At 55.8% G+C, this 21,265-nt stretch carries 21 protein-coding genes; 6 read left to right on the top strand and 15 right to left on the bottom strand.

Going from position 1 to position 21,265, the window contains the following annotated elements:
- A partial coding sequence (gene rpsU / locus ACN0RL_RS18225; protein ID WP_417519457.1) for a 30S ribosomal protein S21 occupies positions 1 to 69 on the bottom strand: 69 nt, incomplete at its 3' end.
- Positions 70 to 319: 250 nt separating this feature from the next.
- Here rpsU and tsaD point away from each other — a divergent pair.
- Complete coding sequence (tsaD, locus tag ACN0RL_RS18230) at positions 320 to 1,378, top strand: tRNA (adenosine(37)-N6)-threonylcarbamoyltransferase complex transferase subunit TsaD (RefSeq protein WP_417519396.1); 1,059 nt, start codon at positions 320 to 322, stop codon at positions 1,376 to 1,378.
- Positions 1,379 to 1,390: 12 nt separating this feature from the next.
- Here tsaD and plsY read toward each other — a convergent pair whose 3' ends face one another.
- Positions 1,391 to 1,981, bottom strand: coding sequence for a glycerol-3-phosphate 1-O-acyltransferase PlsY (gene plsY / locus ACN0RL_RS18235; protein WP_417519398.1), 591 nt, complete (start codon positions 1,979 to 1,981; stop codon positions 1,391 to 1,393).
- A gap of 141 nt (positions 1,982 to 2,122) precedes the next feature.
- On the opposite strand from plsY, the gene folB reads away from it, so the two are divergent.
- Both folB and folK (ACN0RL_RS18245) read left to right on the top strand, forming a co-directional pair.
- Positions 2,123 to 2,500 carry a dihydroneopterin aldolase gene (gene folB / locus ACN0RL_RS18240; RefSeq protein WP_417519400.1) on the top strand — a complete coding sequence of 126 codons (378 nt, stop codon included), beginning with the start codon at positions 2,123 to 2,125 and terminating at the stop codon, positions 2,498 to 2,500.
- A complete protein-coding gene (gene folK / locus ACN0RL_RS18245; protein WP_417519402.1) occupies positions 2,493 to 3,017 on the top strand; it encodes a 2-amino-4-hydroxy-6-hydroxymethyldihydropteridine diphosphokinase in 525 nt (174 codons plus the stop codon). The genes folB and folK (ACN0RL_RS18245) overlap by 8 nt, the downstream gene beginning before the upstream one ends.
- Here the strand turns inward: folK (ACN0RL_RS18245) and pgi are convergent.
- From pgi to dksA, 10 genes are all read right to left on the bottom strand, one after another.
- The gene (gene pgi / locus ACN0RL_RS18250; protein ID WP_417519404.1) at positions 3,000 to 4,661 is read right to left on the bottom strand and encodes a glucose-6-phosphate isomerase; all 1,662 of its coding nucleotides are present in this window, start codon (positions 4,659 to 4,661) and stop codon (positions 3,000 to 3,002) included. The genes folK (ACN0RL_RS18245) and pgi overlap by 18 nt on opposite strands.
- A 35-nt stretch (positions 4,662 to 4,696) precedes the next feature.
- Complete coding sequence (gene panC / locus ACN0RL_RS18255) at positions 4,697 to 5,545, bottom strand: pantoate--beta-alanine ligase (protein WP_417519406.1); 849 nt, start codon at positions 5,543 to 5,545, stop codon at positions 4,697 to 4,699.
- Positions 5,542 to 6,336, bottom strand: a complete 795-nt coding sequence (gene panB / locus ACN0RL_RS18260; RefSeq protein WP_417519408.1) for a 3-methyl-2-oxobutanoate hydroxymethyltransferase — start codon at positions 6,334 to 6,336, stop codon at positions 5,542 to 5,544. Before panB ends, panC begins: the two co-directional genes overlap by 4 nt.
- Before the next feature lie 62 nt (positions 6,337 to 6,398).
- Positions 6,399 to 6,896 carry a 2-amino-4-hydroxy-6-hydroxymethyldihydropteridine diphosphokinase gene (folK, locus tag ACN0RL_RS18265; RefSeq protein WP_417519410.1) on the bottom strand — a complete coding sequence of 166 codons (498 nt, stop codon included), beginning with the start codon at positions 6,894 to 6,896 and terminating at the stop codon, positions 6,399 to 6,401.
- Positions 6,896 to 8,278, bottom strand: a complete 1,383-nt coding sequence (gene pcnB / locus ACN0RL_RS18270) for a polynucleotide adenylyltransferase PcnB (RefSeq protein WP_417519412.1) — start codon at positions 8,276 to 8,278, stop codon at positions 6,896 to 6,898. Before pcnB ends, folK (ACN0RL_RS18265) begins: the two co-directional genes overlap by 1 nt.
- A gap of 695 nt (positions 8,279 to 8,973) precedes the next feature.
- Positions 8,974 to 10,371, bottom strand: a complete 1,398-nt coding sequence (locus tag ACN0RL_RS18275) for a sigma-54-dependent transcriptional regulator (protein ID WP_417519414.1) — start codon at positions 10,369 to 10,371, stop codon at positions 8,974 to 8,976.
- Between the two features lie 16 nt (positions 10,372 to 10,387).
- The gene (locus ACN0RL_RS18280) at positions 10,388 to 13,342 is read right to left on the bottom strand and encodes an ATP-binding protein (RefSeq protein WP_417519416.1); all 2,955 of its coding nucleotides are present in this window, start codon (positions 13,340 to 13,342) and stop codon (positions 10,388 to 10,390) included.
- On the bottom strand, positions 13,332 to 13,508 hold the full coding sequence (locus ACN0RL_RS18285; RefSeq protein WP_291946205.1) for a hypothetical protein: 177 nt from the start codon (positions 13,506 to 13,508) through the stop codon (positions 13,332 to 13,334). Before ACN0RL_RS18285 ends, ACN0RL_RS18280 begins: the two co-directional genes overlap by 11 nt.
- Positions 13,509 to 13,558: 50 nt before the next feature.
- Positions 13,559 to 14,434 carry a tRNA glutamyl-Q(34) synthetase GluQRS gene (gluQRS, locus tag ACN0RL_RS18290; RefSeq protein WP_417519419.1) on the bottom strand — a complete coding sequence of 292 codons (876 nt, stop codon included), beginning with the start codon at positions 14,432 to 14,434 and terminating at the stop codon, positions 13,559 to 13,561.
- Positions 14,435 to 14,497: 63 nt separating this feature from the next.
- On the bottom strand, positions 14,498 to 14,929 hold the full coding sequence (gene dksA, locus ACN0RL_RS18295; protein ID WP_417519421.1) for an RNA polymerase-binding protein DksA: 432 nt from the start codon (positions 14,927 to 14,929) through the stop codon (positions 14,498 to 14,500).
- 180 nt (positions 14,930 to 15,109) lie between these two features.
- On the opposite strand from dksA, the gene sfsA reads away from it, so the two are divergent.
- A complete protein-coding gene (gene sfsA / locus ACN0RL_RS18300; RefSeq protein ID WP_417519423.1) occupies positions 15,110 to 15,841 on the top strand; it encodes a DNA/RNA nuclease SfsA in 732 nt (243 codons plus the stop codon).
- On the opposite strand, the gene ACN0RL_RS18305 is transcribed toward sfsA, so the two are convergent.
- From ACN0RL_RS18305 to ACN0RL_RS18315, 3 genes are all read right to left on the bottom strand, one after another.
- Positions 15,825 to 16,199, bottom strand: coding sequence for a Rieske (2Fe-2S) protein (locus ACN0RL_RS18305; protein ID WP_417519425.1), 375 nt, complete (start codon positions 16,197 to 16,199; stop codon positions 15,825 to 15,827). The two genes, sfsA and ACN0RL_RS18305, sit on opposite strands and share 17 nt — an antisense overlap.
- A complete protein-coding gene (locus ACN0RL_RS18310) occupies positions 16,199 to 16,552 on the bottom strand; it encodes a pentapeptide repeat-containing protein (RefSeq protein ID WP_417519427.1) in 354 nt (117 codons plus the stop codon). The genes ACN0RL_RS18305 and ACN0RL_RS18310 overlap by 1 nt, the downstream gene beginning before the upstream one ends.
- Before the next feature lie 83 nt (positions 16,553 to 16,635).
- Positions 16,636 to 18,213: an AAA family ATPase gene (locus ACN0RL_RS18315; RefSeq protein ID WP_417519429.1), complete on the bottom strand. Its 1,578-nt coding sequence runs from the start codon at positions 18,211 to 18,213 to the stop codon at positions 16,636 to 16,638.
- Between the two features lie 207 nt (positions 18,214 to 18,420).
- On the opposite strand from ACN0RL_RS18315, the gene mrcB reads away from it, so the two are divergent.
- Positions 18,421 to 20,664, top strand: a complete 2,244-nt coding sequence (mrcB, locus tag ACN0RL_RS18320; RefSeq protein ID WP_417519431.1) for a penicillin-binding protein 1B — start codon at positions 18,421 to 18,423, stop codon at positions 20,662 to 20,664.
- Entirely contained in the window at positions 20,661 to 21,230 is a 570-nt protein-coding gene (locus ACN0RL_RS18325) for a tetratricopeptide repeat protein (protein WP_417519433.1), read from the top strand. The genes mrcB and ACN0RL_RS18325 overlap by 4 nt, the downstream gene beginning before the upstream one ends.
- Positions 21,231 to 21,265: the final 35 nt, after the last annotated feature.

Here is a 21,265-nt window from a genome sequence, read left to right on the forward strand (position 1 = left end):
GCAAGAACGCTTGAAGCGACGCAGTGCTACGTCAAACGGTTCATTCTCTTTCACTTTAACAGCTGGCATTCGACAATCACCTACCTGATAGATTCGGTTTCATTTAGATGCGCATCTGGCAGTGCCAGACTGGCTCGATTCTCTCGATTCCTGGTCAGATTGGCTAAAACTCGACCAGTTCGTAATTTAGGGCGGCAATGATAGCGCCTGGGTCGTGGCAAGGTCAATGTTTGTTGGATGAAACTGCCAGTGAGTTTCGGGTTTCTGCTAAAATGCGCATCGTTTATCCATTTTTCGCTAACCGATATGGCCAGATTATATGCTGATCCTGGGTATTGAGACTTCCTGTGATGAAACCGGCGTCGCCTTGTTTGACACCGCCAAGGGGCTGTTGAGCCACGCGCTGTTCAGTCAGGTCGATATGCATGCTGATTATGGAGGCGTGGTGCCGGAGCTTGCATCCCGTGATCATGTTCGCAAGCTTTTGCCTCTCTGTGATCAGGTTCTCGCAGACGCCGGGCGCACCCGAAAAGACATTGAGGGTATTGCATACACTGCGGGCCCGGGCCTGATCGGGGCTCTTATGGTGGGTGGTTCGGTTGCTCACGCTCTTGGCTTTGCCCTTGGCATACCGGTATTGGGCGTCCATCACATGGAAGGCCATTTGCTTGCGCCGATGCTGGAAGATAACCCGCCGGCATTTCCGTTTGTGGCTCTGCTGGTTTCGGGCGGTCATACGCAGCTGGTACGTGTGGATGGAATCGGGGAATATGAAATGCTCGGTGAGTCTGTAGACGATGCGGCCGGGGAAGCGTTCGATAAAACCGCAAAAATGCTGGGGCTGGATTATCCTGGCGGCCCCCGGGTAGCCGCGCTGGCCGAAAAGGGCGTGCCCGGCCGATACAGGTTTCCCCGGCCGATGACAGACCGGCCTGGCCTGGATTTCAGCTTCAGTGGTCTGAAGACCTTTACCCTCAACACGGTCAATGCAGAAAGAAAATCAGCCGAGGGTCTGAACGACCAGGTACGCGCTGATATCGCCCTGGCCTTTGAAACGGCTGCGGTGGAAACTCTGGTGATCAAATGTCGGCGAGCACTTGAGCAAACGAACTGTAATCGCTTGGTGATTGCGGGAGGGGTGAGCGCCAATAAGAGATTGCGTGCGGCGCTGGAAAAGATGGCTGAAAAACTTCTCGCTCAGGTATTTTATGCCCGCCCGGAGTTTTGCACAGATAATGGAGCAATGATCGCCTACGCTGGCGCTCAGCGCCTGAAGGCGGGGCAATGTGATGGCGAGCGAATTGTGGCCGTGCCCAGATGGCCCATGAATGAATTACCGCCGCTCACGGAGGCGCGGCTGACAGGGCTTGTCGACTGAATAAGGGCGGAATCAGACGCCGGTTTCCCGCCCCTGGGCGAGCCGTATCAGATTATTACGATGACGCACGACGACCAGGATGGACAGCAGGCCAAACATAGGAAGGTTTTCCGGTTCAATGAAGGCACTGATGACCGGCCCGCTGATGATGGCTGTTACGGACGCCAGTGCCGATATCTTCCAGCGCCAAAGTACCAGTAACCACAGTGCGGCCATTGCGAGCGTCGTAACCGGCGCCAGCGCAAGGCCTGCGCCCAGAGCGGTTGCTACGCCTTTGCCACCCTTGAATCTGTAGAATGCCGGAATCATGTGCCCGGTTACGGCGCAAAGTGCTACTGTCGCCTGTACCAGGGGGGAGAGCCCTGCGTTGTGTGCGAGCCAGACGGGCAGCCAGCCTTTGGCCGCATCCAGAGTCAGTGTAACCAGAGCAGGTAACCAGCCACCGGTCCGGTAGACGTTGGTTGCGCCCGGATTCCCGGAGCCCTGAGCCCTTGGGTCGGGCAGCCCCCAAAGCCGGGAAACCGGCAGTGCAAACAGCACTGAACCGGCCAGATAGGCAGCGATACACAGCAGAACAGTTGTTACCGGATCACTCAGGACCATTTTGCGAGCTCGGGGACAAAGACGTATCAGGGTAATATGTGCGAAAATGCCGGCCCTGAATTTGCAGGCTGGCGTAGTTACAGTATCCGCAGTTTGTACGTTTTTCAATCAGCAGTGTGTGGGATAGCCCCGGGAGCCCTCTTGGCAGACAGTGTATTGATCGAAAGCCTGGTTGTAGAAACTGTGGTGGGTGTATACGACTGGGAGCGGGAAGTGACCCAGGTGCTGGTTGTAGATCTTGAAATGGCCTGGGATAACCGTATTCCAGGAAAGTCTGATGATGTGGCGGATGCGCTTGATTATGCCGCGGTCAGTGAGCGGGTAGAGCAATGCCTGAAAGCGCTTGAGCCAAAACTGCTGGAGCACGGTGCTGAGGTTCTGGCGGAAGTTTTGCAGCGGGAGTTTGGTGTTAGCTGGCTTCGGCTGACGCTGCGCAAGCCCGGAGCCGTGCCAGCGGCCAGGTCTGTGGGTGTCTGCATAGAAAGGTCTGCTCGTGAAGGAGAGCTCGACAATGGCTGATCAGGTTCCGGTTTATATCAGTATTGGCAGTAATATTGACAGGGAGCGATACGTGCTTGCGTCTCTCGACGCACTGGCGGGCTGGTTTGGTGAGCTTGAAATTTCTCCGGTATACGAAAGTGAAGCGGTTGGGTTTGATGGCTCCCCGTTTCTTAATCTGGTTGTGGGTGTCATGACCCATCTTTCTGTGGGCGAGCTTTCACAGCACTTCAAACAACTGGAAGCAGAAAACGGCCGACGCAGAGAGGCCCCGAAGTTCAGCGCAAGAACGCTGGATCTCGATATTCTGACCTACGGCGATGCAGTGGGCCGAATGGATGGTGTGGAGTTGCCCCGAGGCGAGATTCTCAAGAATGCTTTTGTTCTGAGGCCTCTGGCAGATATCGCACCGGCAGTGAAGCACCCGATATGCCGGGTGAGCTACCTTGAACTCTGGCAGGCTTATGATATTGACCAGAAACTCTGGCCAGTGAACTTCAGCTGGCAGGGGCGAGTGATTTCAAAGGCCGTTTGCTGAGCGGAACAGCGCAATCAGATTGTCTGTCGCGCTGTCACTGGCCTCGTCAGATTTTGCTGATTCCAGCAGTCTCGGTAGAATGCTCTCACCAAGTTTCTTGCCCAGCTCAACGCCCCACTGATCAAACGAATCAAGATCCCAGATAACACCCTGCACAAAGGTGCGGTGTTCGTACAGCGCGATCAGCGCACCGACGGTTTCCGGTGTTACCTTTTTCATCATCAGAGTGTTGCTGGGTTGATTCCCCGGAATAACCTTGTGTGGCGCCAGTTGTTCTGCATCTGCCTCGTCAATACCGCTTGCTGTCAGTTCGGCTCTGGCCTCTTCCAGAGTCTTTCCGGCCATCATTGCGCGGGACTGGCCCAGACAGTTGGCAAAAAGATCCGCGTGGTGTGTTGCAACCGGGTTATGGGTTTGCAGGGGAATGATGAAATCAGCCGGAATCAGGCGAGTACCCTGATGAATTAGCTGATGATAGGCGTGTTGGCCGTTAGCGCCGACGCCACCCCAGATAACCGGCCCTGAATTATATTTCAGCGCTTCGCCATGTTGATTTACCCGCTTGCCGCTGCTTTCCATATCCAGTTGCTGCAGATGATCTGGCAAACTGCGCAGGTAGTGATCGTAAGGCAGTATGGCGTGGGTTTCTGCGCCCCAGAAATTGCTGTACCAGATGCCCAGCATGGCCATCACAACAGGCAGATTCTCTTCCAGAGGTGCGTCGCGGAAATGAGTGTCCATTGCATGCGCTCCGGCGAGCAGGGCGCGGAAGTTATCCATGCCGACCGTAAGTGCTATGGGTAGGCCAATGGCAGACCAGAGAGAGTAACGCCCACCTACCCAATCCCACATCGGGAATACGTTGTCGGGATCGATACCAAAGTCCTGTGCGGCTGTCAGATTGGCGGTCACTGCCATAAAGTGGCTGGCAACAGCCTGTTTGTTGCCGCTGCGCTCGATGAACCATTTACGGGCGACTTTACTGTTTTCCAGTGTCTCCCGCGTGCCAAAAGATTTTGACTGAACCAGGAACAGAGTGGTTTCCGGATTTACTGTTGCAAGGGTCTCGCAGATTTCCGTGCCGTCGATGTTGGCTACATAGTGGCACCGCAGGCCTGGCGCGCGGAACGGCTGAAGGGCCTCGGTCACCAGTTTTGGTCCAAGAAAAGAGCCACCGATGCCGATGCTGACGACATCGGTAAATGCCTTACCGGTATAACCGCAGCGTGACTGGCCCAGCACCTCTTGTACGAAGGTATCCATGCGGGCCAGTGTGGCGCCTACTTCGGCGATCACATCTACGCCATCGATCATGATGGTGTCTGTCCCCGGGTTGCGTAAAGCGGTGTGAAGTGCCGGGCGATCCTCGGTAATGTTCACCTTGTCCCCACGCAGCAGGGCCGCTCTGCGCTCTTCCAGCGCGCAACTGCGAGCCAGGGCCATTAACCCCTTGAACACATCATCCGTAAGCCGGTTTCTGGAGAAGTCCAGAGACAAGCCCGCGCCTTCAATAAAAAACCGTTTTGCCCGGGCGGGGTCGTCTGCAAACAGCGTTTTCATGGGGCTATGTTGCAGGCGTTCCCGGCGGGCCGCCAGTTCCTGCCACTCGGGCTTTGATGTCAGTGCGGAGCTTGGCGCGGTCATCTGAGAGTCCTTTCCTGGTTTATTGGCGCAGTGTCTCAGCGGGTGACTGAGATATTGTCAATTAGCCTGGTGGTGCCAAGAAAAGCTGCCACTAACAGCGTAACTTCCCGGTCTTCCGGTGCGGCAGGCTTCAGGGTCTGGCTGTTTGCAATGTTAAAATAATCCAGGCTCAAGCCGGCTTCGCGCAGGCTATTCCCTGCCTCCTGTGCCAGCGCATGAAAATCCTCGCGACCGCTGGCAATTTTTTCAGAGGTGGCTTTCAGTGCCTGATAGATGGCGGGAGCAATCATACGCTCCTGTTCAGAGAGGTAGCCGTTCCGCGAGCTTTTGGCCAGGCCGTCTTCTTCCCGAATGGTTGGCGCGCCGATCACTTCAACCGGCATCATCAGATCCCGCGTCATCTTGCGGATGACCGCCAGTTGCTGGAAGTCTTTCTCACCGAACACGGCGAAGTCAGGCTGGATCATGTTGAACAGCACAGACACCACCGTTGCGACACCTTCAAAGTGCCCCGGACGGCTTGCACCGCAGTGCCCGTCACTGACCTCCGGCACAACTATCCGGGTGTGCCGGGCAAGACCATCCGGATAGACTTCTTCGGCGGAGGGCGCAAATACCAGCGTGTTACCCGCCGCGCCGAGCTTCTCCTGATCTTCGATCAGCGTGCGAGGATAGGTATCGAGATCTTCGTTGGCACCGAACTGCATCGGGTTGACGAAAATGCTGGTGACCACAATATCTGCCGCTTCGGCAGCCTTGCGAACCAGTGAAATATGCCCCTCGTGCAAGTTCCCCATGGTCGGAACCAGGCCGATGGTCTTTTCCTGCTGGCGGTAGCCGCGGAGAATGGCACGCAGCTCCTTCAGTGAATGGACGGTTCTCATGCCTTGAACGTATGCTCCTCGGCCGGAAATGTGCGCTCCCTAACGGCTTTTGCGTAGGCGGCAATGGCTTCCTGAATGGAGTCGGTCTCTGCCAGGAAGTTTTTCACGAAGCGTGGTTTGCGGCCCGTAGTAATTCCCAGCATGTCGTGCAGTACCAGAATCTGGCCATCGGTATCGGAGCCTGCCCCGATGCCGATAACAGGAGCTGTGACAGCTTTTGCAATACGTGCGGCCAGAGGCGCAGGAACACATTCCAGAAGGATTATGTCAGCGCCCGCAGCAACGAGTTCGCAGGCGTGATCGATCATTATATCCGCCGATTTTTCATCGCGCCCCTGAACCTTGTAACCACCAAATTTGTTGACGAATTGTGGGGTCAGGCCCAAATGTGCGCAAACCGGTACGGCCCTGTCAGAAAGTGCGGTAATGGTTTCTTTCATCCAGTCGGTGCCTTCCAGTTTTACCATGTGGGCACCTGCCCGCATGAGCCTGGCGGCATTCTCTAATGCGACGTCTACCGTTCCATAACTCATGAAAGGCATGTCTGCCATGATCAGAGAACCGCGGTTGCCTTTGGCAACACAGCTGACGTGGTAAACGATCTGGTCCATGGTGACCGACAGGGTACTGTCATGGCCCTGAAGAACCATGCCCAGCGAGTCGCCAATCAGAATAACGTCCACCCCGGCTTCGCTGACGACCTGGGCAAAGGTGGCGTCGTAGGAGGTGAGGGCAGAAAAGGCTTCGCCCTTCTGTTTATATTCCCGCAGGGTATTGATGGTAACAGCCATAAAATCCTTGCCTTTTGGGTAGGTGGGCCAAGACCGTGCCGGGGATAGCCGGCGTTCAGATGCTAAGGGTAATCCGGAGGTGGAAGTTTGCGCAACCGATTGTCCGGGCATTGTGCCCTCAGGGTCGCGATTGCGGTGCCTTCCGGTAGTGTCAGATCCGGTTTCAGGTCCAGCAGCGGCTGAAGCACGAAATCCCGGTTCGGGAGCTCCCGGTGGGGAACGGTAAGCCTGTCGTCATTCAGTACCAGGTTGCCGAACACCAGCAGATCAAGATCCAGAGTACGTGGGCCCCAGTGCCGGAGCCGTTCGCGCCCGTGAGCCTGTTCGATGGTTTGAAGGTGATCGAGCAGAGTGTGCGGGTCAAGCCCGGTGCTGAGCCATACCGCCCCGTTCACAAAATCCGGCTGATCCTGTGGGCCGACCGGGCTGCTGGCATAAAAAGGCGACTGCGCAACAAGTGTGGTGTCGGGTAAGGCGGATAATTCAGCTACAGCCCTTGCCAGCTGGGCTGCAGGCTTTTGCAGGTTGCTGCCCAGGCCAATGAAGGCGTCAGTTTTCATCAGGGCGCTGGCCGTTTTACCGGTTTGCGGCGACGGCGCTTTTTCGGTGCATCGCTGCTGAGCTCTGAAAGCATGCGCTCCTGCCCACGCTCATCCATCCGCTGAAACTCGGTCCACCATTCGCCCAGCCCGGGCTCGATTTCACCGCAGGCTTCCCGGACCAGCAGAAAATCATAGGCTGCACGAAACCTTGGGTGGCTCATGGTCACAAAGGCTCGTTTGCCCTGACGGCGAGGCAGGCGCATCTGCAGTTCCCAGATTTCCTTCATAGGACCTGAGAATCGCTTGGGTATAGAGGTTGCCTGTACCTGACGGCCAATGACTTTGCCGATAGCGCCGTGAAGTGCCGGCTGCACCGGGTCGCCGTTATCCTGGCGGTGATTCCATTCTCTTTGCAGTGCGGGCCAGAGCATGGCTGCAAACAGAAAGTAAGGCGTAACGGACTTTCCCTGCGCGATCCGGGCATCGGTGTTGCGCAATGCCTGGCGAATCAGCTCGTCCGGCTCGCCGGCATCAATGGCCTTGACGGTTTCAGGGAATAGCGGCGCCAGAAGGTTGTAGCGGGTGAGCAGATCATAGGTGGCTTCACCGTACCCGGCCGAAAACAGTTTGAGAACTTCCTCGAACAGACGGGCCGCGGGGATGTGAGTCAGTAATGGCGCCAGATTCTGGATGGGAGCTTCGGTTTCCGGCTCTATATCAAAGCCCAGTTTGGCAGCAAAGCGGATTGCGCGAAGCATGCGAACCGGGTCTTCCCGGTAGCGCGTTTCCGGGTCACCAATCAGGCGGAGTTGCCGGTTGCGAAGGTCTTCAATGCCGTTGGCAAAATCAATGACCGTGAAATCGCGGATGCAGTAGTAAAGTGCATTGACCGTAAAGTCCCGGCGCAGGGCATCTTCTTCCTGGTTGCCATAAACGTTATCACGCAGCAGCAAGCCGTGCTCGCTGGTTTTCCTGTCATCGTCGGTGCTGTCGTCGTCGGCTTCGCCCGCGTTTCCGCGGAATGTGGTTACCTCAATGACTTCGCGTCCGAATACCACGTGAACAATCCTGAAGCGCCGACCTATAAGACGGGAATTGCGGAACAGATCGTGAACTTCTTCAGGGGTGGCGTTAGTGGCGATATCAAAATCTTTGGGCTGCTGGCCCAAAAGGATGTCGCGTACACCTCCGCCTACAAGGTAAGCCTCATAGCCGGACTTGTTGAGCCGGCTAAGAACTTTCTTGGCAGGCTCGCTGATAGCAGAGCGTGAGACGTTGTGCTGGTCTCTGGAGATTTCCTGTCGCTGGTAGGCCCGTACCTTTTTCTTCCCTTTACCAGGAATGAAAGAACGGAGCTTGCCGACGGATTGTTCGAAGATGGAGGAAAGTGTTTTTGGCATTGAAATCCGTGGTTGCGTTGAGCAAAAACCGTGAGTTTAACGGTTTAAGCAGGATTTGCACACGTTTGCCTCGGAATCTTGCGAACGCCAGATAATCAAAAGGCGGATCCGCTTTCACGAATCCGCCCTCAAAACGTTGACTATCTGCATTGTTTTTATTTTTTGCCGGGATTTTTCTTCGTTTTTGTACCCCACTGTATATCCTCAAATTGAGGCGTCTCAGCAGTGCAAACGGAAAGCTTTGAACACAATGAGTAATCAAAGACATCGAGCAAGTCATTGGTAGGTGCTGCGTCACCTCAGGGGTGATTCTTCTTTGCATCTCTACAACTCGCACGTGCCAAGGGACTACCAAAAAAGCAAAGTACCCAAAACACTCAATTCGCTCACGTTCTCTTTTTGTTTTTGTTGCTGAACGTATTCCCGCAGCTTTTTGTTTTTGTTGAAGCGCTGCTTTGTCACTCTTGTTTTTGTTGTCGTGCGCTAAATAGAGTGCAGATGGTGTGCCAGTTTTTAAAAGTGCTTTATAAACAGTAAGTTGCTATTTTTCGATACGTAAGTGTTACCCCGTATCCTATATAAGTGTTACCCGTAACCAGTCTTTCGCCATGGAGTGTTACCAAGAGGAACATGCGGTAACAACTGAGTATGGATTCATACTTTTTGAGTGGGACGGGTGAGTGCCAGCTTATAATTCAGTTTCCAGATGTCTTCTTTCGGGGGATGCCGAGCCGCTGCCTGCGCTCCCATAGTGATTTTCGGCTGATACCCAGTTTCTGTGCCAGTTCGGTCTCACTCATGCGATCCTGGTTTTCCAGTACAAAATGCTGGAAGTAATCTTCCAGAGAAAGGTCGCTGGCGTTGTCCGCGTCACGGGAGCGGAGCGGTTCATTGTTGCCTTCCACCAGAGTTTCGGGAATGTACTCGTCACCACCCTCGCCGTCGAGGTCCAGCAGCGAGGGTGTGATGATGTCCCCGTCGCAAAGGATACTGGCTCGCTCTATGGCATTTTCCAGCTCTCTTACGTTGCCGGGCCAGCGATGTCGCTCAAGCACCCGCATTGCTTCGGGGCTGAGGTTCAGGTTGGGTTTGCCCACTCTGCCGCCCTGGGCTACAAGAAAACGCCGTGCAAGCCCGAGGATGTCGCTCTGCCGTTCTCGCAGAGGTGGAATCCGTATCTGCATCACGTTCAGGCGGTAGTAAAGATCTTCCCGGAAGCCGCCGGTGCGGGTCATTGCCTTAAGGTTACGGTGAGTCGCGGCAATCATTCGTACGTTCACCTTCCGGCTCTGTGTTGAGCCCACCTTGCGGATCTCGCTTTCCTGGAGTACCCGCAACAAACGTGCTTGCGCCTCTGCAGGCAGTTCACCGATCTCGTCCAGAAACAGGCTGCCACCATCAGCGGCCTCAATCAGGCCGGTTCTGGCCGACACCGCACCCGTGAATGCGCCCTTCTCATGCCCGAACAGCTCGGATTCGATCAGGCTTTCCGGAATGGCTGCGCAGTTTACCGAGATCAGCGGCTTTGTGGCGCGCGGGCTTAAAAGGTGTAGCGCCCGGGCAACAAGCTCTTTACCAGTGCCGGATTCCCCTTGTACCAGCACGGTTGTTTCCGTTGGAGCCACTTTGCGTATGAGAGTGAACACTCGTTGCATGGGCTCGCATTGGCCGTACATGATGCTGGCCGGATCGCCGTTTTCCGAAGCCGCTGCGGTATCCCCCTGGCGTTCCGGGACCGACGACATTGTGCGGGTGAGGATACTCTCTACTGCTGCAAGCATTTCGTCGTGATCAAAAGGCTTGGCTATGTATTCCACCGCCCCCATCTTCATGGAATCCACGGCGGAACGCAGGCTGGCGTAACTGGTCATGATCAGCACCGGTGTGTTCGGTGCGCGGTTGATCAGTTCCGTGCCGGCTGCGCCGGGCAGGCGCAGGTCAGAAATGATCAGGTCGAACTGGTCCGGGTCGTGCTCCTGCTCTGCTTCTTCCACAGAACCGACATCTTCGACCTCATAACCGGCATGCAATAACAGCTTGCGGACGGCGGAGCGAATAATGTCTTCATCTTCCACGATCAGAATACGGGGCATGGCAGTTTCAGAACCTTTAATTCGGGCGGATGGCGGAGTTGTCTGTCTCCGGCTCATAAGCTGGCAGTTTCAGTCTTACACGCGTGCCGACCCCGGTTGCCGGATCAGCAGGACTTTCAACCTGAATGTTGCCGTAATGTTCTTCAATAATGCTGTACACCAGCGACAAACCCAGACCCGTTCCCTCATTGGTTGCTTTGGTGGTGTAGAAGGGCTCAAACACATGGTCAAGTTGATCCACAGGAATTCCTGAGCCCTGATCAACAACTTCGATGATAGCCGAGTAGCCGTCATCCTTGCCAGTCACCCGGATTGCCCCGCCCTCGGGCGACGCGTCGCGGGCGTTGGCCAGAAGGTTTACAAAAACCTGCACAAGCCGCTGCTCATCGCCCAGTATCTGGAGGGTTTCCGGGCAGTCGTTTATGTAACTAATCCCGAGCCCTTTATCGCTCAGGGACAACAGATTGATGGATTCATCGACACAGCGGCGTATGCTCACGGGCTCATATCGGTTGGCCTGAGCATGGTTTCCCGTGCGCGCGAAATTCATCAAAGATTGCAGAATGGCTGATATGCGCCGGGTCTGCTGTTGAATCTGGCTGGCCGTGTCAAGAATGTCGGGGTTATCGGTTTCCAGTTTGAGGTTTTGTGCCAGGGACGATATGCCTGTCACCGGGTTACCAATTTCGTGAGCTACGCCTGCTGCCAGGCGACCAACCGATGCCAGGCGTTCGCTGTGCATCAGTTCATCTTCAAGCAGTCGTATTTCCGTCTGGTCCTCTACCAGAATGATGCTGCCTCCATCCGGATGGTCGGGCCCGCTGAGGGCCGCTTTGTGCAGGTTCAGCCAGTGCGGCTTGCCTTTCAGGTCCAGCCGGTGTTTGTAGCGGTGCAGGTCCTCGCCGCTGTTGAAGTCATCCAGCAGGTGGTGCCAATGGACGGGCAACGCCATCAGCCGGGCGCCCACAACATCGTCAGCGGTGATGCCTGTGAGTGTTTCAATGGCATGGTTCCACATGAGGATTTCACCATCTTCGCCCACTGAGCAGGCGGGAATCGGCAGATTTTGCAGGGTCTGACGGTAGTGTCTGCGCAGATTGTCCAACTCGCCTGCGAGGCCGGTCAGACGGTTCTGGTAGTCTCCCAGAGCGCGCTCAACGTAGCGAATGTCCTGAGCGGTGCCGCCTCGGGTCATAGGTTTGAAGCCGAGATGGCGCTTTACCATGTCCCGGGCCACGGACGGCCCAAGCAAGCCCGAGAGGTTGATCTCAACCTGATCGCGAAGCCGCCTTAGTTGATAGGGTCGGTATTCAACACTGGGGAGTTTGAGTTGTCCGAGAGCTCGTTCTACTTCCCGTTTCGCGACACCCAGGCCAAGAGGTTCGGCCATTTGGCGCACAAAGTCAGAGGAGGAACTTGCAAGCAGTTCGCGGCGCTGGGGCCGAGAGAGTGCGCCCAGAGAGCAAGCCTGTGCAGCGCTGGTTTCTTCGTTGGTGCTTGTGCTGAGAATCGAGATCAGTGCGAAGACTGCGACGTTTGCGGTCAGGCTGACAAACGTAAATATGTGCCAGTTACTGTAATCTGGAATCAGGGGTGCACCCAGCCATTCAAGCAGGTTGGCAGTGTGGGAGAACGGCAGTACCAGTGTTACCGCCCAGATCACCAGGCCGACAACAAGCCCCGCAATCAATCCGCGGCGGTTGCCCTCGGGCCAGTAGATGACGCCCAGGGCGCCAGGAAGTAATTGCAGGGTTCCGGAAAGCGAAATCGCCCCGAGAATGGACAAGTCCAGATTTTTGCCAAGAGTTTCGTGGAATAGCAGCGCAAGGAGGATGATTGCGGCAATCAGCAGGCGTTTGGTCCATTGCAGCCAGCGATAGATATCCCCCTGGTCTTTTGGAGTCTTCAGTGGCAGCACCACGTGGTTCAATACCATTCCGGCGAGTGCCAGAGTGCTGACAATCATCAGGCCGCTGGCGGCCGAAAGCCCGGCAATGTACATAAAAAGCGTAAGTGCGGGGGTTTCCAGTGCCTGCGCAACTCCGAGAGTGTAAAAGTTTGGGCCAGTTGTAACTCCGAGGGCCTGCCCTCCCCACAGAATCAGCGGCACGGGAATGGCCAGGAATAACAGGTAGAGAGGTAATCCCCAGCTGGCTTTTGCCAGAGCTTTGGGTGACGGGTTCTCGCTGAACGTCATGTGGTACATATGCGGCAATACCAGCGCTCCTGCAAATGACATCAGCATGAGTGCGCGCCAGCTACCGTCGTCAACGCTCATGGATATGGTAGCGGCCGGAGCAGTGTTACCTGCCAGCCAGGTCTCCAGGCCGCTCATACCATCAAACACGCCGAAAAAAACGACGCCACCAATGACCAGAAGGGCAACAAGTTTGATCAGTGAGTCGAAAGCAATGGCGAGCACCAGCCCCGGATGGTTTTCTACATCCTGATTGCGGCGGGCGCCAAACAGCATGGCAAACAACACCACGATGAGGCTGAACATAACGCTGATCAGTCGAGGTGAGGTGTCCGGCGCGAGGATGCTGGCGGAGGTCGATACTGCCTGTATCTGCATGCTCAGCAGAGAAAGTATGGCTACACCAGAGCACAGGGTAACAAGCGTTCCGGCCCACTGGCTGCGATATCGATAGGCAAACAGGTCGGCCAGTGAGGTCAGTTGGTAGGCCCGGCCAATCCTCATGATCGGGTTGAGTAAGACGGGGGCAAGCAGGAAGGCGCCGCTGATACCGAGGTAATAGGCGAGAAAGCCGTAACCGGATTCAGCTGCCATGCCGATCGCTGCGTAAACGGCCCAGATTCCGGCATATACGCCAAGGCTCAGAGTGTAAACCAGAGGGTGGCGTACCCAGTGTCGGGGTATCAGCCCACGCTCTGTCATCCAGGCGATGCCGAACAGAATGACAAGGTACAGCAAGCTGGCAAGCAAAAGCCCTGAAGCACTAAAACTCATTGGGGTCCCGCCGCCATTCAAGCCAGAACCCTATGGCTATCAGGCCTGCCCATACCACAAAGGGGCTGTACCAGGCGTTCCCCGGGGAGGTCCACCAGTCGAGTATGTTGGGCGAAAAGATATAAATGGCCAGAACCAGCAGAAAAACCAGACGGTAGATATACATCAGGCATGCGATCCGCGCTGAAGTTTGTGAAAGGCTTTATACCACGACAGTCACCGGGATGTCAGGTGAACAGCTCCGCGATTCCAGTGGGAGCAGCCCCATTCCAGAAGACCGGCAACCGAGCCGCTCAACAATGTTTGTGGTGGCTGCTGATTCAGAGCCGTCAGTGCCGCGAAAAGATTTTTTACCGGTGTATGGTTGTCCAGCGCCGGGGCGTGGTTCTGTTTGGACAGCTTTTGTCCCTGATCGTTAACAATCACCGGAATATGAAGCCAGTGTGGTGGCGTTGCACCCAGGGCACGATAAATCTGCAATTGTTGAGCCGTCATGTCCAGCAGGTCTGAGCCACGCACCACATCTGTAATACCTTGCTCGATATCATCGACCACCACGGCAAGCTGATAGGCAAAAAAGCCTTCCTTTCGCAAAATAACCGGATCGTCAATTTCTGCGCGGACCGTTTGATGCTGCGGCCCCAGTAGTTGATCTTGCCAGTGACACTCTTCATCGGTGAGCGCAAAGCGTATGGCAAAGGGCTGATCGGACGACGTGGTGCTGGCATCTCTGCAATGCAGAGGGTGCCGGCCGTGATTGGCCTGGAGCTGTTTTCGTGAGCAGCTGCAGCGATAGGCCCGACCTGTTCCTGACAGATTTTCAATGGCTGAGTGATAGGCCTCGTGACGCCGGGACTGAAACAGTACCGGTGCATCGGGAAACAAACCGTGGGTTTCAAGGCTGTGGAGAATTTCGCCGGTGGCTTCCGGTGGTTCCCGTAGTGGGTCAAGGTCTTCAATTCGGATGAACCACTGTCCTTCGCAGGACTTGGCTTCCAGATAGCTTGCCAGAGCGGTAACAAGAGAGCCGAAATGAAGTGGCCCGGTGGGTGAGGGGGCGAAGCGGCCCCGGTATGTGCGAAGAGTGATCATGGATAAGACTGATTGGCCGGCATGGCCTTGAAGGACTGGGCCGGCCTGGTCGGGCTTGGTGTCTCAGATGCCAGTTTGGCGCTCGCGGATTTCGGCCAGTGTTTTGCAATCGATGCACAGCGTCGCTGTGGGGCGTGCCTCGAGGCGACGGGTACCGATTTCAACTCCGCACTGGTCGCAAAAGCCGTAATCGTCTTTGTCGATGCGGTCTATGGTCTGGTCGATTTTCTTGATCAGCTTGCGCTCACGGTCGCGGGTGCGCAGTTCCAGACTGAATTCTTCTTCCTGAGTTGCGCGATCACTGGGATCCGCGTAGTTTGCTGCATCTTCCTGCATGTGATGCATTGTGCGATCTACTTCTTCCATAAGCTCCTGCTTCCATTGCCGCAGCAGCTCTTTGAAGTGCTCTCGCATGTCAGCACTCATGTAGTCTTCACCCTTCTTCATTTCATAAGGGGTGAAGTTGGTGAAACTTTCGTTAGATGTATTTGCCATTGAACCCGGCCTCTTTTTTATACTTCACAAGGATGCTTTGCTTTCCTGCGCGCCAGCCCCCGCTGCGGCGCGGCAATAACCTGGATGAAGCAGTCGTCCTGAATCGGGATTTGGCGGAAAATAGCAGATTAGTCACAGAGGTGCCAGCCCTGTGATGCCTACTTCGCAAATGGAGAGCCTATGAAGTTTCCCGAACCCATGATTGAGGGGCGTCTGATTCGACGTTATAAACGCTTTCTGGCAGATGTTCGATTGCCGGATGGTACTGAGGTAACAGCCCATTGCCCGAATACCGGTTCCATGCTGGGGTGTCAGCCGTCTGATGGCAGAGTGTGGCTGAGCCGAAGCGACAACCCGGCGCGCAAGTTGCCGTATACCTGGGAGCTGGTTGAAACTGAGCCTGGCGCTATTGCGTGTGTGAATACGGCCAGGCCCAACGCGCAGGCGCGTGAGGCGATCGAATCAAACCGTATCAGCGAACTGTCCGGCTACAGTCAGTGCCGCTCAGAGGTAAAGTATGGAGAAGAAAAAAGCCGGATTGATCTGCTGCTCTCCGGGCATGAGGCAGAGCCGGATGCCTGGGTTGAAGTGAAGAACGTAACCCTTGAGGAAAATGGCCAGGGTTTCTTTCCGGATGCAGTAACAACCCGCGGGCAGAAGCATCTGCGAGAGCTTATGGCTCAGGTGGCGTCTGGTGACCGCGCAGTGCTGTTTTTCGTGGTGAATCATACGGGGATTGAAACTGTGCGCCCTGCGGATCATATCGACCCGCATTACGGTCAGTTATTGCGTCAGGCGTGCGATGCGGGCGTTGAGGTTATGGCCTACCGGGCGAGCCTGGCAAATGACGATGGAAGCCCATCCGGCGAGATGGTTTTGACGGAAGCTGTGCCGGTTATTCTGGAAGTCTGACTTCCAGGGTCTCTTCGGTTTGCCGTATATCCAGAGCAGAGAGTGCATCACCCTGACAAGGCCCGGCAATACACTCACCGTCACCGGGTTTGAACAGGGCGCCGTGAGTCGAGCACTGGAGGAACAGGTTGTCGCTATCCATAAAACGGCCCGGCATCCAGTTAAGCTCGACACCCATGTGGGGACACCGGTTCAGGTAGGCCCTGGGGGTGGCGCCATCCAGAAAGATGAAACCCGTAAGGGGCAGGGTATCTTCGCCCTGCGCTACAGTGGCCAGCGAAAACTCAACGAACTGGCTCGCCTGTAGCGTCTGCATGGAGCACACTGGCTGCCACTGGCTCGCTTGCGTATCGCTCATCACTCAGCGCTGTATCTCATCCGCGTACCATGGTTCAGAGACATCAAGATCTCATCGGCTTTCAGCCTTTGAGGAAAGAAGCATCCGGAGATCTTTGCGCCGGCAAGGCTGGCGCCCTCCAGATTTGCCTGGCTGAAATCTATGCCCCTGAGGTCAGCACCCCGGAAATAGGCGTGGCGCATGTCAAGCCCATGGGCGTCCAGCCCACGTAATTCCAGGCCCCGAAAGTCACCATGGGCGAAGCTGGGCAGGTCAGCTCGCGCTGATTTTTCGGCATTGAAGGCAGCGATATCTTCTTTGCGAAGCGTTTCGTAGAGCGGGTCTTTGATATGGCGCACGGTATCGTTTTCCATGATCTATCCTTAATGTCGTTCTGTTCCGGTTCTTCAGCAAGTGCAGCTTGCTGAACGCTTTTGAGGCCCTGGGCGCAAGATATTTACCTGGGGGGCAGGCCAAAATGCTGTCGGATTCGGTCCGCAACGGCCTCTGCAACATGCTCCTGATCGCTGCGCAGGTGGGCGGTGTAGCTGCTTTCATCTGCCGTCAGGGGTTCAAACCAGTCTTTCTGGACGTCCAGCAGTTCCTCTGTCGCTTCTGAGGCATCGCCCTTGCGTTTGCGTACCCATTCCTTACGCAATTCCTCCGGAGCCTCACAGTGAATCAGTGCATAGGGCACACCCTGGCTCTCGGCGACGGCCGCAAACAGAGCGCGCTCTCGCTCCTTCAGGCAGGCGGCGTCGACGATAACCGGTAAGCCCGAAGCGAGTACATCGCTGGCCAGCCTCGCCAGGCGCTCATAGGTTTTTTCGTTGGCTTCGGTGGAGTACAGATGCCCTCCGGTGGGCGACTGGCTGTTTTCCAGGGGTGCGAGTCCGTGCAGGCGTTTGCGTTCAACGTCAGAGCGCAGGCGTATCAGATCAAGTTCGTGTGACAATGCGGCGCTTACACAGGTTTTACCGCTGGCAGACAGGCCCACAGTGGCAAGCAGATAGCGATTCGGAATGCTGCTGTAGTCTTCTGCCAGTTGGGCATAATCGCGATAGCGCTGCATAAGGGACGTTTTTTCTTCTTCACTCAGGGATGGATTGGCCATAGTGAAAAGAGCAATTTTGGCCCGCACCAGCGCGCGGTACGCTTTGTAGAGAGGCAGCAGAGGCAGGGCCTCGAAATCGTCGCGATATTCCAGATAAGTGTTGAGAACGAGGTTTGCCAGAGCCGGCTCGCGCCGGGATTCAAGGTCCATCAGCAAAAATGCCAGATCGTTGATAACATCAATCCAGCGGAAGGGCTCGTTGAATTCGATACAGTCAAAAACCGTCACCTTGCCTTCGTATACGGTGATGTTAGCCAGATGCAGGTCGCCATGGCATTCCCGCACCAGACCATCTGCACGCCGCCTGGCAATAAGATCGCGGTGGCGCTCGAAGGTGGTTTGTGTCCAGGCCTCAAGATTATCGAGCTGGCTCAGCAGGTCGCCGTCATCGATCATCGGCCGGATCTGGTCAAAGTTTTCCTGCATGGCCTCGTACACAGCTTCCGGAGTGCCCAGAGGTTTTTCGTCTGCTATCGGCTCCAGGCTGTCGTGGAAGCCCGCCACCTGTTGTGCGAGGCTGGACAACAGCTCCGGTTCAAGAACACCTGTCTCCTGCATGTGATCAAATAACTGATTCTGACGGAACTGGCGCATTTTCAGCATGTATTCGAATGGCTCGCCCTCGCCGCCGATGACCGGCTGATCCGGGGTTCCGGTAACAGGGATAACGTCCAGATAAAGTGGCTCCGCCAGGCGACGGTTCAGGCGCAGCTCTTCCTCACAAAAGTGCTTTCGACGATCCAGCGTGGAGAAATCAAGAAAACCGAAATTCATAGGTTTCTTGATTTTGTAGGCGTACTGGCCAGTAAGAATTACCTGGGAGATGTGAGTTTCGATAATCTGGAATCCGTCAACCGGATGGTCGTACAGCTCGGGGTCCTGCAGTGCCAGTAACAGATTGCCTGGGGATGTTTCACTCACGGTGTGCTCCTCGCTTCCCTGAACTCATTGATTTTTATTGCCCCATCATAACGGGCAGGTTACAGAAATAACACATAGTTGGCCTGCCTTATGTCATGCAGGCTTCGTTATAATCCATTCATGAAAAAAAGCAGCTCATCTTCGAAGCCAAACAGAAAATCCCAAGGTAAAAACAGCCGGAAAGGACGAGGGTCCTGGTTCTGGAAAATGTTTTTCCGTGTGTCCACTATCGGCCTTGTATTGCTGGCGGGATGGATGGTCTATCTCGATGCAGTTGTAACCGACCGGTTTGAAGGTCGGAGATTCGAAGTGCCCTCGCGGGTCTACGCGCGCCCGCTGGAGCTGTACGACAGCGCGGGTGTAAGCTCTGGGGCACTTGAGCGAGAGCTGGCGCTGTCTGGCTACAGAAAAGGTGATGGCGCAAAACCTGGCAGCTATCGTCGCAATGGCGGGCATTTTATTATCAGCACCCGGGGCTTTCGTTTCCCTGATGGTGATGAGCCGCGGCGAAAGCTTTCGTTGAATATCTACGGTGATCGGGTTCAGGATTTTTCCATTTCGGCTGGTGACAATGCGGCAATTGTGAGGCTTGAGCCGGCTCGTATCGGTGGGATCTATCCTGCTCACAAGGAAGACCGGATTCTTGTGCGTCTGGATGAAGTTCCGGCTCTGTTGCCTGTTGCGCTGATGGCGGTTGAAGACAGGAAGTTCTACGATCACTTCGGAATTGCTCCGGCCTCTATCGGCCGCGCTATGCTGGCGAATATGCGCGCAGGGCAAATTGTACAGGGCGGCAGTACGCTCACCCAGCAACTGGTAAAAAACTTCTTTCTTACCCGGGATCAGACCCTGTTGCGCAAGGGTAATGAGGCCTTGATGTCGATTCTGCTAGAACTGCATTACGAGAAAGACGACATACTGGAGACCTATCTGAACGAAGTGTATCTGGGGCAAGCCGGCACCCGGAGCATTAACGGGTTCGGGCTTGCCAGTCAGTTCTATTTTGGTGAGTCACTGAAAGACCTTGGTGTGCATCAGATCGCCCTGCTGGTGGGCATGGTCAAAGGGCCTAGTTACTATAATCCGCGTCGGCACCCGGAGCGGGCAACACAGCGCCGGAACCTGGTTATCAGTGAGATGGAAGATGCGGGCCTTATTGATGCGCCGAAAGCCGCCCGTGCTAGGGGCTCGTCATTAGGCGTCAGCGCAAAGCCGTCCTACTCGGAAAATCGTTACCCTGCCTATATTGATCTTGTTCGAAGACACCTGGCGCGGGACTACAAAGAGGAGGATCTGCGCAGCGAAGGGCTTCGGATATTTACGACGCTTAACCCGGCTATTCAGTACGCCGCTGAGTTCGCGGTCACTGACACATTGCCAAGGCTGGCCAGCGGTGACATGGCCAGGGCTCTGGAAGCGACGCTTGTGGTGACAGCCAAGGACACGGGTGAGGTGCTGGCGCTCGTTGGCGGAAAAGACCCGCAGTTTGCCGGTTTTAATCGGGCACTGGACGCCAACCGCCCGATTGGATCCCTGATCAAACCCTTTACCTACCTGACAGCACTGGAACAACCGGAACGCTATACCCTGATGACGCCGGTGCTGGACAAGTCTTTCACGCTGGAGTTCGATGACGGAAAGCGCTGGACGCCTAAAAATTACGATGGCGAAGAGCGTGGGGAAGTCCCCCTGCACCGGGCTCTTTCAAAGTCGTACAATCTTCCGGCGGTAAGGGTAGGTCTGGATGTGGGTGTCCCGGCTGTTCGCAAGACCCTGCAAGACTTTGGTGTGGTTTCGCCTATTTCTGAATATCCTTCCATGCTGCTTGGATCTGTTGCCATGAGTCCGGTAACCGTTGCTCAGATCTATCAGGGGTTGGCGACATCAGGATTCAACACGCCGTTGCGCACCATCCGCGAAGTGACGGATGCCGACGGGCAAGCGCTTTCCCGCTATCGGCTGGAGGTGGACCAGGTCGCGGACCCCGCTGCGGTTCACCTGTTGCAGTATGCAATGCAGGAAACCATGCAGGAAGGCACTGGGCGCTCGGCTTACTATTCGGTTCCGAAGGAGCTGACGCTCGCCGGTAAAACCGGAACAACCGATGACGGTCGCGATTCCTGGTTTGCCGGGTTCAGTGGTGATTTGCTGGCAGTTGCCTGGGTAGGGCGTGACGATAATGGCCCGACAGCCCTGACAGGAGCCACCGGGGCTTTGCCCGTGTGGTCGCGTTTCATGGCGCAGGTTCCACAACACGGATTTTCCCCGGTAGTGCCCGACGGTGTGAGCTATCACTGGGTCAATCCTGAAAAACAGGCATTAACCGACGAGTATTGCGATAATGCGCGCCTTCTCCCGTTCATATCAGGTAGCGAGCCGACACAGAGGGTGTCCTGCTCCGGTACCCTGGAGCGGAAAATTCGAGGCTGGTTTGAAGGATTGTTCCAATGAGCAGGCAAGGTTTTTTTCATGTGGGTATGTTGGCGGCTCTTCTCAGTCTGGCTGGGTGCGCCTCAGGCCCGGGCGGCTCCATCTATGTACCGGCAGGTGGTTCTGCCCGCGCGCCGGAGCCGCCACAAACGGTCGAGGATAAAGAAGTGCCTCAGGTCTGGCGCAAAAGCGAACAGACTGAATCCCGGGAGCCAGAGCAGGCACAGCGCAGCAATAAACCCAGTTACCGTGACGCAGGGGATGAGCTCTCACCCGCGGCTCTGAGCCTGGTTCGCGATGCAGACAACCTTTTGAAGAATGGTGATGCCCAGGGAGCTATTGTTCGGTTGGAGCGCGCGCAGCGTATCGCGCCCAGGTCTGCAGAGATCTATTTTAAACTTTCGGAAGCCTATGTGGCAGGTAACAAGCTGGGGCCAGCCGAGCAGTTTACCCTGAAAGGTTTATCGCTGGCGGGCAATGATACCCGTTTACAACGAGCAGGTTGGTTATTGCTGGCGGATATCCGCAGAGCGCGGGGCAATGTGGCGGGAGCCAGCCAGGCAGAAGAGCGGGCTTCAGCCCTGTAGCGAAATCATTGCTGAACGCTCCTGTCCGGAGGGTT

The organism is Marinobacter sp. (genome assembly GCF_048259445.1).
GTDB lineage: Bacteria > Pseudomonadota > Gammaproteobacteria > Pseudomonadales > Oleiphilaceae > Marinobacter.

Coding starts and splice junctions, on each gene's coding strand:
- pgi (WP_417519404.1), bottom strand. CDS start 4,661: ATGACCGCGCCAAGCTCCGCACTGACATCAAAGCCCGAGTGGCAGGAA.
- gluQRS (WP_417519419.1), bottom strand. CDS start 14,434: ATGATCACTCTTCGCACATACCGGGGCCGCTTCGCCCCCTCACCCACC.
- folK (WP_417519410.1), bottom strand. CDS start 6,896: ATGAAAACTGACGCCTTCATTGGCCTGGGCAGCAACCTGCAAAAGCCT.
- ACN0RL_RS18325 (WP_417519433.1), top strand. CDS start 20,661: ATGAGCAGGCAAGGTTTTTTTCATGTGGGTATGTTGGCGGCTCTTCTC.
- ACN0RL_RS18310 (WP_417519427.1), bottom strand. CDS start 16,552: ATGGAAAACGATACCGTGCGCCATATCAAAGACCCGCTCTACGAAACG.
- dksA (WP_417519421.1), bottom strand. CDS start 14,929: ATGGCAAATACATCTAACGAAAGTTTCACCAACTTCACCCCTTATGAA.
- panC (WP_417519406.1), bottom strand. CDS start 5,545: ATGAGAACCGTCCATTCACTGAAGGAGCTGCGTGCCATTCTCCGCGGC.
- ACN0RL_RS18275 (WP_417519414.1), bottom strand. CDS start 10,371: ATGCCCCGTATTCTGATCGTGGAAGATGAAGACATTATTCGCTCCGCC.
- folK (WP_417519402.1), top strand. CDS start 2,493: ATGGCTGATCAGGTTCCGGTTTATATCAGTATTGGCAGTAATATTGAC.
- panB (WP_417519408.1), bottom strand. CDS start 6,336: ATGGCTGTTACCATCAATACCCTGCGGGAATATAAACAGAAGGGCGAA.
- mrcB (WP_417519431.1), top strand. CDS start 18,421: ATGTTTTTCCGTGTGTCCACTATCGGCCTTGTATTGCTGGCGGGATGG.
- plsY (WP_417519398.1), bottom strand. CDS start 1,981: ATGGTCCTGAGTGATCCGGTAACAACTGTTCTGCTGTGTATCGCTGCC.
- ACN0RL_RS18280 (WP_417519416.1), bottom strand. CDS start 13,342: ATGAGTTTTAGTGCTTCAGGGCTTTTGCTTGCCAGCTTGCTGTACCTT.
- ACN0RL_RS18285 (WP_291946205.1), bottom strand. CDS start 13,508: ATGTATATCTACCGTCTGGTTTTTCTGCTGGTTCTGGCCATTTATATC.
- tsaD (WP_417519396.1), top strand. CDS start 320: ATGCTGATCCTGGGTATTGAGACTTCCTGTGATGAAACCGGCGTCGCC.
- pcnB (WP_417519412.1), bottom strand. CDS start 8,278: ATGCCAAAAACACTTTCCTCCATCTTCGAACAATCCGTCGGCAAGCTC.
- ACN0RL_RS18305 (WP_417519425.1), bottom strand. CDS start 16,199: ATGAGCGATACGCAAGCGAGCCAGTGGCAGCCAGTGTGCTCCATGCAG.
- sfsA (WP_417519423.1), top strand. CDS start 15,110: ATGAAGTTTCCCGAACCCATGATTGAGGGGCGTCTGATTCGACGTTAT.